13 protein-coding genes are annotated in these 10,864 nt (G+C 67.5%); 3 read left to right on the top strand and 10 right to left on the bottom strand.

Going from position 1 to position 10,864, the window contains the following annotated elements; genetic code table 11:
* Positions 1 to 21: 21 nt before the first annotated feature.
* Entirely contained in the window at positions 22 to 474 is a 453-nt protein-coding gene (locus P1J78_RS17535) for a hypothetical protein (RefSeq protein ID WP_275568678.1), read from the bottom strand.
* Positions 471 to 806, bottom strand: a complete 336-nt coding sequence (locus P1J78_RS17530) for a helix-turn-helix domain-containing protein (protein WP_275568677.1) — start codon at positions 804 to 806, stop codon at positions 471 to 473. Before P1J78_RS17530 ends, P1J78_RS17535 begins: the two co-directional genes overlap by 4 nt.
* 270 nt (positions 807 to 1,076) lie before the next feature.
* On the opposite strand from P1J78_RS17530, the gene P1J78_RS17525 reads away from it, so the two are divergent.
* Both P1J78_RS17525 and P1J78_RS17520 read left to right on the top strand, forming a co-directional pair.
* On the top strand, positions 1,077 to 1,283 hold the full coding sequence (locus P1J78_RS17525; RefSeq protein ID WP_275568676.1) for a dodecin: 207 nt from the start codon (positions 1,077 to 1,079) through the stop codon (positions 1,281 to 1,283).
* Between the two features lie 123 nt (positions 1,284 to 1,406).
* The gene (locus P1J78_RS17520) at positions 1,407 to 1,643 is read left to right on the top strand and encodes a PA2433 domain-containing protein (protein WP_275568675.1); all 237 of its coding nucleotides are present in this window, start codon (positions 1,407 to 1,409) and stop codon (positions 1,641 to 1,643) included.
* A gap of 96 nt (positions 1,644 to 1,739) precedes the next feature.
* On the opposite strand, the gene P1J78_RS17515 is transcribed toward P1J78_RS17520, so the two are convergent.
* The 8 genes from P1J78_RS17515 to P1J78_RS17480 form a co-directional block, all read right to left on the bottom strand.
* Positions 1,740 to 1,988, bottom strand: a complete 249-nt coding sequence (locus P1J78_RS17515; protein WP_275568674.1) for a hypothetical protein — start codon at positions 1,986 to 1,988, stop codon at positions 1,740 to 1,742.
* 173 nt (positions 1,989 to 2,161) lie between these two features.
* Entirely contained in the window at positions 2,162 to 3,724 is a 1,563-nt protein-coding gene (locus tag P1J78_RS17510) for an acyl-CoA dehydrogenase family protein (RefSeq protein WP_275568673.1), read from the bottom strand.
* A complete protein-coding gene (locus P1J78_RS17505) occupies positions 3,721 to 5,022 on the bottom strand; it encodes a TRAP transporter large permease (protein WP_275568672.1) in 1,302 nt (433 codons plus the stop codon). The genes P1J78_RS17510 and P1J78_RS17505 overlap by 4 nt, the downstream gene beginning before the upstream one ends.
* On the bottom strand, positions 5,019 to 5,504 hold the full coding sequence (locus P1J78_RS17500; RefSeq protein WP_275568671.1) for a TRAP transporter small permease: 486 nt from the start codon (positions 5,502 to 5,504) through the stop codon (positions 5,019 to 5,021). Before P1J78_RS17500 ends, P1J78_RS17505 begins: the two co-directional genes overlap by 4 nt.
* Before the next feature lie 57 nt (positions 5,505 to 5,561).
* A complete protein-coding gene (gene dctP / locus P1J78_RS17495) occupies positions 5,562 to 6,689 on the bottom strand; it encodes a TRAP transporter substrate-binding protein DctP (protein ID WP_275568670.1) in 1,128 nt (375 codons plus the stop codon).
* Between the two features lie 31 nt (positions 6,690 to 6,720).
* Complete coding sequence (locus tag P1J78_RS17490; RefSeq protein ID WP_275568669.1) at positions 6,721 to 7,596, bottom strand: amidohydrolase family protein; 876 nt, start codon at positions 7,594 to 7,596, stop codon at positions 6,721 to 6,723.
* The gene (locus P1J78_RS17485; protein ID WP_275568668.1) at positions 7,593 to 8,069 is read right to left on the bottom strand and encodes a MarR family winged helix-turn-helix transcriptional regulator; all 477 of its coding nucleotides are present in this window, start codon (positions 8,067 to 8,069) and stop codon (positions 7,593 to 7,595) included. The genes P1J78_RS17490 and P1J78_RS17485 overlap by 4 nt, the downstream gene beginning before the upstream one ends.
* Complete coding sequence (locus P1J78_RS17480; RefSeq protein ID WP_275568667.1) at positions 8,070 to 8,846, bottom strand: crotonase/enoyl-CoA hydratase family protein; 777 nt, start codon at positions 8,844 to 8,846, stop codon at positions 8,070 to 8,072.
* Positions 8,847 to 8,950: 104 nt separating this feature from the next.
* Between P1J78_RS17480 and P1J78_RS17475 the strand changes: the two genes are divergently transcribed.
* Positions 8,951 to 10,780, top strand: coding sequence for a feruloyl-CoA synthase (locus P1J78_RS17475; protein ID WP_275568666.1), 1,830 nt, complete (start codon positions 8,951 to 8,953; stop codon positions 10,778 to 10,780).
* Positions 10,781 to 10,864 lie beyond the last annotated feature (84 nt).

Below are 10,864 nucleotides of genomic sequence, written 5' to 3'. Positions count from 1 at the left end.
TCGGCGAACTCATCGACTGCTTCACGCACCAGGAATGCGAAAACTACTTCGCCGCCTGCGGATACGATGCAGATTGATCGGAAAACGCTCTAACACGATATGCCCCAGCTCATGACCAATACACTCGTTTGCATCAATGCGAGCAGGATCAATTGGATCATGCGAGTTCAACGCGATCCAAACGCTCTCCTTGATATACAGCATGGTGATACTGTCGGCGAAGTCGCAGAATGCGGGCACGTCCATCATGGAGCCATTGCGCAACTCGAAGTACTGGTCGTCCGGTATCCAGTTCGCGCCTTCGGGGAAATGGTACTGAAGAACATCAAGCGCATCCACGGGCGCTTCCACACGCGCAATTTTCTCTCTTAGATAGCTAGCAGCGTCGACAATCTCTACGACCCTGGACCGGGACATAATCCGCTTCGGACGACGATCCATCAACTCCTGATAGGGAAATCGCGGTAGTCTCATTTCAGATCTCCCTCAATCACCTCATCTTTCTCTTTTTCAGAGCGAAGCTCACGAACGAACGCGACGATCCGCTCGGCTTCTTTCCAGTCTTTAGGGACAACGACTATCTTTTCTTGGCTGATTTCTGCCAAGTGCCTCAGGTTCTCGATTTCGCCCCCCCGCAACCCAAAGACTTTAATCGTGCGTGACACGAAGGCCTCAGAGGGTGGCCTCGAGCCATTCAGAACGCGGGCGATCAGTGCAGGTGACTGCCCCATTTCGCCTGCGATATCTCGATAGGACTTGTCGCTACTAGCGGCAAGAGAGCGGAATTTCTCGGCAAAAGGGGTCATAGCGGCATCTCCATTTGCGTCACTGTAATTAGCGTTTACGGATTCTGTCAACACAAGATATAGGTGTGGCTCGCTACTGGTTGGGCGTAGAGCAAAGCGTAAGCCGCGCGCTCCCACACACCATCTCACCCGAAACACGCCCAACACCCCCAGTACCAACTCTGAAAACCCCCGCGAGCAAACCGTGGGGCCGACACGCCTGCCCCCAAACATTGCCGCCAACACCCCCGCGCCCTACCCTTTCCGTATACCCGGAACAGGAGGCGCATCATGTCCCACACCTATCCCGTCACCGAGGTCTACGGATCCTCGCCCGAGTCGCTCGACGCCGCGATCCGCAATGCCGTCAGCACGGCCAGCGAGACGATCCGCAATATCGAATGGTTCCAGGTCACCGAGATCCGCGGTCACGTGGCCGATGGCGGCGTCGCGCATTTCCAGGTCGGCGTGAAGCTCGGCTTCCGGCTGGACCGGTAGGCGCGCGCCGCGTCGGCGTCTCTTCGCCCTAACGTCAACTCGGTCTCTGCCGCCGGCCGCCGCCGTGGTAGACTGGCGCGCACGGGGCCACGTCGGTCCCGCCGCATCATCAGGGAGACAGAGATGAAACATCTGGCAATCGCCGCCGTGATCGCCGCCCTCGCCGGCCCGGCCTTCGCATTCCAGTGCCCCCAGGACATGGCGGCGATCGACGCCGCGCTCGAGACCGCCGACCTGTCCGAGGAGGACATGGCCCGTGTCGAAGAGCTGCGTGCCACCGGAGAGGCTGAGCACGCCGCCGGCAACCATCAGGCGTCGGTCGACGCGCTGGCCGAGGCGAAGGCGATCCTCGGGATATGACGAGGCGGGGCGTGCGCGCTTGCGTGCGCGCCCCGGCTGGCGGGGCTTATGCCTTTGGCAGGACGTCCTCCAGACCGCCGGGTCGGCGGCCCCGTGTCAGTACTTCGCTGCCGGGTCGCTCGCCGGGAAGCTCTCGTCGGCGGCCTCGTCCACCTGGTCCCAGCTGCGCCGCGCGCCGTCGCGCATCGCGTCGGGGCCGGCGTTGCGGACCTGCCCGGCGCCGGTCTCGGGCACCGCCTCGCCCTCGGCGAAGGCGGCGGCCTTGGTGCGCGGGCGGGTCAGCCGGTCGAGCGCCCAGAGCCCGCCCAGCATCAGGAACAGTTTCGACCGGAACAGACGCAGCATCGCGAAGCCTCCTCGTCGGCATGGGGACACCGGACCAACGCCCGCCCCGCCCCGGACGTTCCCGCCGGGGGTCGGACGGGACGTGTCCGGACGCGGACAGTTAGCGCTATCTATAGAAACATCAAAGGGTTAGACCCCCGTCCAACCTCGGACACTCCGCAGACGCCCGCCGCTCAGCCCCCGGCCGCCGCAATGTGAAGCTCCAGTTCGGCCATCGCCCGCGCCATGAAGAACCGCTCCGCCTCGCTGCCCGCGATCCGCACCGACAGCCACGCCTGCACCGCGACCCAGCCCGCCCGCAGGAAGGCGTCGGCCAGCCCCAGCAGCCGCTCCCGGTCGTCGATCTTCCGCACCTCCTCGGCGAAGGCCGCGAACCGCTCGATCACCGCCAGCTGCCGGTCATGGCCTTCGCATTCCGCCCGCGCCCGGGCGAGGAACAGCTCCAGCGCGCGGCCGTCCTCGGCCAGCGACTGGCGGAGCAGGAAGTCCTGCCCCTGCATCCCCGTGGTCCCCTCGTAGATCGTGAAGACCCGGGCGTCGCGCAGGTATTGCTCGACCGGATAGTCCTTGGTGAAGCCCGCCCCGCCCAGCACCTGGATCGCGGCATGGGCGGTGTCGAAGGCCATCTCGCCGCCGAAATTCTTCACCAGCGGCAGCATCCAGGCGTTGAGCCGCGCCATGTCCGCCTCGTCCGACAGGTCGGCGGTGCAGGCCGCCTCCAGCAGCGCCAGCCGGAACAGGTCGATCCGCGAGGACATCGCCAGAAGCTGCCGCCGCACGTCCGGGTGCTGGACGATCGGCACGGCCGGCGCCTTGGGATCGCCCCCCTGCCGCCGCTGCTCGGCATGTTCCTTCGCCACCGCATAGGCGGCCAGCGCCATGCCCAGCCCCTGGGTCGCCACGGTCAGCCGCATGTGCCGGATCATGGTGAAGAGCTGCGGCAGGCCCCGCCCCTCTTCGCCGATCAGGCGGGCGGGGGCGCCGTCGAACTGCAGCGCGCAGGTGGGCGAGCCGTGCAGGCCCAGCTTCTCCTCGATCCGGGTGCAGGTGACGCCCGCGCCCCGCTCGACGAAGAACAGCGACAGGCCGCGGGTGCCGGGCGCGTCGCCGGTGCGGGCCAGCATGCAGTGGCCGATCCGGTCGCGGAGGTCGTGGTCGCCGAAGGAGATCCAGATCTTCTGTCCCGTGACGCGCCAGCCGTCGCCGTCTTTCTCGGCCCGCGTCCGGATGCGGCCGACGTCGGATCCCGCCTCTGGCTCGGAGATGCAGATCGTGGCGCAGCGCTCGCCGGCGACGAGGGCCGGCACCCAGTCGGCCTTCAGCTCGTCGTCGGCCCAGTCCGACAAGAGCAGCGCCGCCGCCCGGGAGCCGCCGGCGGACATCATGAAGGACGGGCAGGCCCGTTCGAAGAGCGGGTTCACCGCGGCGAAGACGGTCAGCGGCATCCCCATGCCGCCCAGGGCCTCGGGATGCTCCAGACCGAGCCAGCCGCCCTCGGCCAGCGCATCGTAGGCCGCGCCGTAGGCCGGCGGGACCGTCACGCGGCCGTCCTCGAAGGAAGCACCGACGCGGTCCGAAACAGGGTTCAGCGGCGCCACCGTGCCCTCGGCGACCTTCGCGGCCTCGGTCAGGATGGCGCCGACCGTCTCGGCGTCCAGCTCCCCGGCCACGCGCGGCCAGTCCGGCGTGACGAGAAGCGCTTCGCGCATGGCGGCGGCATTGTCGGTAAAGGTCATAGGAACCCCGGAAGGAACAGGACGAGCGCGGGGAAGGCGATGGCGATGGCCACCACCACGATGTCGGCGATCAGGAAGGGGATCACGCCCTTGAAGATCTGCACGACCGACACGTACTCGCTCGCCACGTTGCGGATGACGAAGACGTTCAGGCCCACCGGCGGCGTGATCATCCCGATCTCCAACAGCTTCACCACCAGCACGCCGAACCAGATCAGGTCGATCCCCTGCGCCCGGAAGATCGGCAGCAGCACCGGCAGCGTCACCAGGAGCGCGCCGAACGGCTCCATGAACATGCCGAGGATCAGGTAGAGGACGACCACGATCAGCATCAGCTGCAGATAGCCGAGCTCGGCGCCGCTGACGGCGGACGAGATGAAGTTCGTCAGGCCCGACAGCCCCAGGAACCGTGTGAACATCGCCGCGCCGACGCCGATGATGAAGATCGAGGCGGCGGTCATCAGCGTCTCGATCATCGCCGAGCGGAAGACCGGAAAGGTCAGCCTGCGCAGCGCCAGCGCGATGACGATGGAGCCGGCGGCACCGACGGCGCCGGCCTCGGTCGCGGTGAAGATGCCGGAGAACAGGCCGCCGAAGACGATCAGCATCAACAGCAGCACCGGCCAGATGCGCAGCACCGCGCGCACCGGGTCGAGATTGCCGGCGTCCAGCGGCCGCGGCGGCGCGATGTCGGGGCGGCGCCAGCAGAACAGCAGGACGACGGCGGAATAGGCCAGCGCGGTCAGCAGGCCGATGGTCACGCCGCCGACGAAGACCTTGGTGACCGAGGTTTCCGCGAAGACGCCGTAGACGATCATCAGGATCGACGGCGGGATCAGCGCGCCGATGGTGCCGCCCGCGGCGATGGCGCCGGAGGCGAAGCTCGGCGCATAGCCCGACTTCACCATCTCGGGGATGGCGATGCGGCCCATGGCGGCGGCGGTGGCCAGCGACGAGCCGCAGACGGCGGCAAAGCCGGAGCAGGCGAAGATCGACGAGATCGCCAGCGCCCCGGGGATGCGGCGCAACACGGCCTTGGCGGCCTCGAACAGCCCGCCGGTCAGCCCGGCGTGGTACGACACGAAGCCCATCAGCAGGAACATCGGCACCGCCGACAGGGTCCAGTTGGCGACGAAGCTGTGCGGCGTGTTCGACAGCAGGCCGATGGCCGGGCCGAAGCCCAGAAGCGACGCGGTGCCGCCGAAGGACACCGCGATCAGCGCCAGCGCCACCGGCACGCGCAGCGCCAGCAGGACGAACAGAACGGCGACGCCGGCGAAGCCGGTCTCGACGCTCATTTGTCACCTCCCGGCACCAGCCGCAGCGCGGTGACGAGCGCCGCCAGCCCGAAGCCCGCGGGCAGGATGAAATAGCCGGGCCATGTCACCAGCCGCGTCTGCTGCGACATCACGAAGGTGCCGCTTTCGAAATTCTGCAAGGCCGTGGTCAGCGTCACCCAGAACAGGGCCGCGTAGATCAGGGTGGACAGCGCCGCGACCAGCCAGTCCGACACCCGCCTCATGCCCGGCGACATCAGGTTCTCCAGCGCCTCGACCTGCACCATGCCGCCGCCGCGCTCGACCCAGGCGAGCGGGATGAAGGCCAGCGCGATCATGTAGTAATGCGTCACGATCTCGAAGGTCGCGGGGACCGGATCGTTGATCAGGTTACGCAGCCCGACGTCCACGACGACGTGGACCATCAGCGCCAGGATGGCGACGGCGCCCAGAAGCGCCAGCGCCGACAACAGGGTGTTGCGCACGCGCAGGATGGTTTGCATGGCTGGCAGGTCCCGTCAGGATGGGGCCCGGGCGCTGACCGCCCGGGCCGGGAAGGCTCACATGCCGGTGCCGTAGGTCTCGTAGTCGAGCGTGTCCCAGACTTCCGCCTGGATACGCTCGGCCATGGCGACGGGGTCGTTGTCGACCTCCTCGGCGATGACGGTCCACTTGTCGACCAGGGCCAGGAACTCGGCGATCCGGGCGTCGCCGTCCTCGATGCCGAAGTTCTCGGCCGCCAGCCGCGCGGCGGTGTCCGGCTCGGTCGCGACGAAGTCGTTGATCGCCTCGATCAGCGAGGGGTCGGCCTCGATGAACTCGATCCCGGCCTCGCGCGCGGCTTCCTCGGCCTCGGCCGGCATCTCGGCCGCCCAGCGGTGGGTGAAGTCGGTGTTCGCGCGGTTCGCCGCCCGCACCATCGCGGCGCGGTCCTCGGCCGACAGCGAATCCCAGGTCTGTGCCGAGGTCGCGAAGTTCGAGGTGGACTGGTACATGCCGATCGGCGCGTAGGTGACGTATTCGATCACCTCGACCATGCGGAACGAGATCAGGTCGGCGACCGACGCCATGGTGCCGTCGATCACGCCCTGGCTGACGGCCTCGAACTGGTCGAAGACCGACATCTGCGCCGGCACCGCGCCGAAGTGCTCGGCCAGCCGGCCCCAGGGGGCGCCGCCCGAGCGCAGCCGCAGGCCTTCGAATTCCTCGGCGGTGCGCACCGGGGTCGTGGTCATGAACTCGTAGAGGTCGGAGGCGCCGGAGCCCAGGAATACCAGCCCGTTGTCGCGCATCTCCTTCTGGCAGGGCTCGCAATTCACCGTGTATTCGGTGACCGCCGCCGCCGTCGCCTGGCTGTTGGTGCCCAGAAGCGACAGCTCGCCCGTCAGCGCCATGTTCGGGAAATCCGCCGGGAAGTAGAGCGGCAACAGGTTGCCCACCTCGGCGATCTGGCTTTGCAGCGCGTCCTTCATCTGGCCCAGGTTCACGACCTCGGGGCCCAGGATCGTGCCGGTCAGCCGGCCGTCGGACTCTTCCGGCAGGTACTCCTGGAAGTTCTGGTACATCACCCCGTTCGCGGGATGCGCCGGCGGTGCGGCGGGGGCCAGCCGCAGCTCGCGCGCCTCGGCCACGCCGCCCGCAAGCGTCGCGGCCAGCGCCAGGCCCGTCAGTGTCTTGAAATGCGTCATGTCATCGTCCTCCCGATTGATGCGCCCAGGCTCAGAGGTTCAGCAACCTCCGCGCGTTGTCCTTCAGGATGAGCGGGCGAACCTCATCCCGAAACGGTGCGTCCTCGAAGTCCCGAAGCCAGCGGTCCGGCGTGATCGCCGGCCAGTCCGAGCCGAACAGAACCTTCTTCTTGATCAGCTTGTTGGCGTAGTTGATCAGGATCTCGGGGAAATACTTCGGCGACCAGCCCGACAGGTCGATATAGACGTTGGGCTTGTGCATGCAGACCGACAGCGCCTCTTCCTGCCAGGGGAAGGCCGGGTGCGCCATGATGATCTGCAGGTCGGGAAAGTCCGCGGCCACGTCGTCGATCGCCATCGGGTTGGAGAATTTCAGCTTCATCCCCATGCCGCCGGGCATCCCCGAGCCGACGCCGGTCTGACCGGTGTGGAACAGCGCGATCTTGCCCTCTTCCTGGATCGCCTCCCAGATCGGGTAGAACTGGTGCTCGTTCGGCCAGAACCCCTGCATCGTGGGGTGGAACTTGAACCCGTAGACCCCGAAGTCGCGCGCCATGCGGCGGATCTCGCGGATGCCGGCCTTGCCCTTCCACGGATCGACGCTGGCGAAGGGGATCAGGATGTCGTCGTTCTCGGCGCAGATCTCGGCGACTTCCTCGTTGGAATAGCGGCGAAAGCCGGTGTTGCGCTCGGAATCCACCGGGAAGATCACCGCGCCGATCCTGCGCTCGCGGAAATACTCGGCCGTCTGCTGCACCGAGGGCAGCATCCCGTCCTTGCCGGCGGGGTTCCGGAAGTACTTCGCCATCGCCGCCTGGAACTCGTCGTAGCCGTCGTCGCGGGCACAGCCGCAGGGCTCCTCGGCGTGGGTGTGGATGTCGATGGCGACCAGATCGTCGACGTTCATGTCTCTCTCCCTTCGATGCCGGTCAGCTTGGCCAGCAGGCGCATGAGCGTGTCGAACTCATCCTCCGACAGGTCCAGCCGTTCGGCCTCGTGAAACTCCAGGAAGGCGGCGCGGTGCTTGGCCACGAACGCCTCCCCCTTCTGTGTCAGCTGCAGCCGGACCGAGCGGCGGTCGGTGTCCGGCACCGTGCGTTCCACGTAGCCGCCCGTCACCATCCGCTGCACCAGCTTGGTCATATGCGCGGGCTTGATCCTGAGCTTGCGCGCCGCCACCCCCTGCCGCAGCCCGGGGTTCAGCCCGATGACCCACAGCACGGTGAACTCGCCCGGCTTCAGCCCGTGCTTGGCCAGACGGTCGAAGAACAGATCGAAGCTCTGCACCTGCGCCAGCCGCAAAAGGAAGCCGGGCGAGCGCATCAGTTCGCCGAATTCGAGCGTCTCGTCATCCGAAAGCTCGACCGCGGCGGCTGGCATCTACTTGTCCTCCGGCCGGCCGACCTTGCCGGCCTTCTTCTGCAGGAAGGCCTGCAGCCGGGCCTCGGCATCGGGCGTGGTGGCCGCGAAGCTGGCGATGAAGCTTTCCACGAACAGCCCGTCGTCCGACCCCATGTCCTGGATCCGCGGGAGCGCGTTGATGACGGCATAGTTGGAGAACTCGGCGTTGCTCGCCGCCTTCGCCGCCAGCTCCAGCGCGCGGTCCAGCGCCTGGCCCTCGTCCACGACGTATTGCACCACGTTCCAGCGCTCGGCCGTGTCGGCATCCACCGAGCGGCCCGTCAGCATCAGGTCGGTCATCCGCGCCAGCCCCATCAGCCGGCAGGTCCGCACCGAGGCGCCGCCGCCCACGTAGATGCCCCGCTGCCCCTCCGGCAGCGCGAAGAAGGCGGTGCGGTCGGCCACGCGCACATGGGTCGACGAGGCAAGCTCCAGCCCGCCGCCCACGACCGCGCCGTGCAGCGCCGAGACCCAGGGCAGCTTGCCCCGCTCGATCCGGCCGAACACCTCGTGCCAGCGGCGCGAGCCGTGAACGCCCTCGAACGGGGTCTTCTGCACATGCTCGGCCAGGTCCAGCCCGGCGCAGAAATGCGGGCCGCGGCCAAAGATGACGCCGGCCTTCGCCTCGCCGTTCGCGCGGGTGATCGCGCCGTCCAGCTCCTCGACGAAGGAATCCGAGATCGCGTTGCGCTTTTCGGGCCGGTTCAGCCCGATCAGCGCCACGTCGCCGCGAAGCTCGTAGTCCAGGTATTGCATGCCGACTCACCCTCCCGTTCACGGAAATCTAAACGACTCGCCGCAATTTCACTATCCACGGAAAACATTTCCCTGTAAACTAATTTCTGAAGAGGGAGGTTCTCATGAGCGAATCAAAGCTGCGTGCCGTCGAATTGTGGGACACCGACGTCGCCTGGGAAAAGCGCGACGACGGGACGATGCTGGTCTGGCAGACCGGGGCGCTGCCGCCCTATCCCGACCGCCTGTCCGACAAGATCCACCACTGGGCCGACGCGGCCCCCGACCGCACCTGGATGGCCGAGCGCGGACCCGACGACGCCTGGATCCGCGTGAGCTACGCCGAGCTGCTCGGGCACATCCGCGCCATCGGGCAGGCGCTGCTCGACCTCGGGCTGACCGTCGACCGCCCGCTCGTCATCCTCAGCTCGAACTCCATCGGCCACGCGCTCATGGCGCTCGGCGCGCAATATGTCGGCGTTCCCTCCGCCGCCATCGCGCCGGCCTATTCCCTGTCGGGCGGCTACGAGAAACTCACCTCGGTCCGCGACCAGATCACCCCCGGCGCGGTCTATGCCGAGGACGCCGACCGCTTCGGCCCCGCCATCGCCGAGGTCTTCGCCGGCCTGCCGGTCTTCGGCCGGGCCGGCGCGGGGCTGCACGCCGACTGGGACGCGCTGCTCGCGACCGAACCGACCGAGGCGGTGGACCGCGCCAATGCGGCCACCGGCCCCGATACCGTGGCCAAGTTCGTCTTCACCTCCGGCACCACCGGCAACCCCAAGGCGGTGATCACCACCCAGCGGATGCTCTGCTCCAACTGCGAGATCATCACCGACGCCTACGCCTATTTCCGCAAGGAGCCGCCCGTGCTCTGCGACTGGGCGCCGTGGAACCACGTCGCCTCGGGCAACAAGGTCTTCAACATGGCCTTCTACAACGGCGGGACGTTCTATATCGACGACGGAAAGCCGGCGCCCGGCGCCATCGAGAAGACCATCCGCAACCTTCGCGAGATCTCGCCCACCTGGTATTTCAACGTGCCCGTCGGCTACGAGATGCTGGTCCATGCGATGCAGGAGGACGACGCCCTGCGCCGCAACTTCTTCCGCGACCTCAAGATCATGATGTATGCCGGCGCCGCGATGGCGGAACACACCTGGGCCGACCTCGACCGCCTGTCGGTGGAGACGACGGGCGAGCGCGTGCTGCTGATGACCGGCCTCGGCGCGACCGAGACCTCGCCCTCCGCCCTCTACCAGACCGAGCCGCAGGACCGCCCCGGCAATATCGGCATCCCCTGCAAGAGCTACACGCTGAAGCTCGTCCCCAACGAGGGCAAGCTGGAAGCCCGAGTGAAGGGCCCCTCGGTCACGCCCGGCTACTGGCGCGACGAGACGCTGACGGCCGAGGCGTTCGACACGGAAGGCTTCTACAAGCTGGGCGACGCGCTGCGCTTCGCCGACCCGGACGACCCGTCGAAGGGCTTCTTCTTCGACGGCCGCGTGGCCGAGAACTTCAAGCTCGCCACCGGCACCTGGGTCTCCGTCGGGATGCTGCGGGCGAAGCTGACCGATGCGCTGGAGGGGCTGGCCCGTGACGTGGTCATCGTGGGCGAGGGCCACGAAAGCCTCGGCGCCATGCTGATCCCGTTCCGCCCGGCGATCGAGAAGGTCGTCCCCGGCGGCGCCGAGATGGACGACGAGACCCTGTTCAACCACCCCGTCCTGCGCCGCGAGATCGCGGCGCGGCTGGCGGCGTACAACAAGACGGCCTCCGGTTCCTCCACCCGGATCCCGCAGGCCATCGTGATGGACCGGCCGCTCGACCTCGACAAGGGCGAGGTGACCGACAAGGGCTCGGTCAACCAGCGCGCCGTGCTGCGCAACCACGCCGAATTCGCGATGACGCTCTACACCGACGACGACCACGTGATCTTTTCGGGCCAGAGCTGACGGGACGACGGGCGGGACGGCGGGCGGGGCGACGCTCCTGAGGAGCGAGCGCCGCACCGCCGGCCGGCGACTGCCCAAAAACCG

The organism is Psychromarinibacter sediminicola (assembly GCF_029168335.1).
In the GTDB taxonomy this organism is placed as follows: domain Bacteria; phylum Pseudomonadota; class Alphaproteobacteria; order Rhodobacterales; family Rhodobacteraceae; genus Psychromarinibacter; species Psychromarinibacter sediminicola.
This window is presented reverse-complemented; position numbering and strand designations above follow the sequence as displayed.

Coding starts and splice junctions, on each gene's coding strand:
- P1J78_RS17535 (WP_275568678.1), bottom strand. CDS start 474: ATGAGACTACCGCGATTTCCCTATCAGGAGTTGATGGATCGTCGTCCG.
- P1J78_RS17530 (WP_275568677.1), bottom strand. CDS start 806: ATGACCCCTTTTGCCGAGAAATTCCGCTCTCTTGCCGCTAGTAGCGAC.
- P1J78_RS17525 (WP_275568676.1), top strand. CDS start 1,077: ATGTCCCACACCTATCCCGTCACCGAGGTCTACGGATCCTCGCCCGAG.
- P1J78_RS17520 (WP_275568675.1), top strand. CDS start 1,407: ATGAAACATCTGGCAATCGCCGCCGTGATCGCCGCCCTCGCCGGCCCG.
- P1J78_RS17515 (WP_275568674.1), bottom strand. CDS start 1,988: ATGCTGCGTCTGTTCCGGTCGAAACTGTTCCTGATGCTGGGCGGGCTC.
- P1J78_RS17510 (WP_275568673.1), bottom strand. CDS start 3,724: ATGACCTTTACCGACAATGCCGCCGCCATGCGCGAAGCGCTTCTCGTC.
- P1J78_RS17505 (WP_275568672.1), bottom strand. CDS start 5,022: ATGAGCGTCGAGACCGGCTTCGCCGGCGTCGCCGTTCTGTTCGTCCTG.
- P1J78_RS17500 (WP_275568671.1), bottom strand. CDS start 5,504: ATGCAAACCATCCTGCGCGTGCGCAACACCCTGTTGTCGGCGCTGGCG.
- dctP (WP_275568670.1), bottom strand. CDS start 6,689: ATGACGCATTTCAAGACACTGACGGGCCTGGCGCTGGCCGCGACGCTT.
- P1J78_RS17490 (WP_275568669.1), bottom strand. CDS start 7,596: ATGAACGTCGACGATCTGGTCGCCATCGACATCCACACCCACGCCGAG.
- P1J78_RS17485 (WP_275568668.1), bottom strand. CDS start 8,069: ATGCCAGCCGCCGCGGTCGAGCTTTCGGATGACGAGACGCTCGAATTC.
- P1J78_RS17480 (WP_275568667.1), bottom strand. CDS start 8,846: ATGCAATACCTGGACTACGAGCTTCGCGGCGACGTGGCGCTGATCGGG.
- P1J78_RS17475 (WP_275568666.1), top strand. CDS start 8,951: ATGAGCGAATCAAAGCTGCGTGCCGTCGAATTGTGGGACACCGACGTC.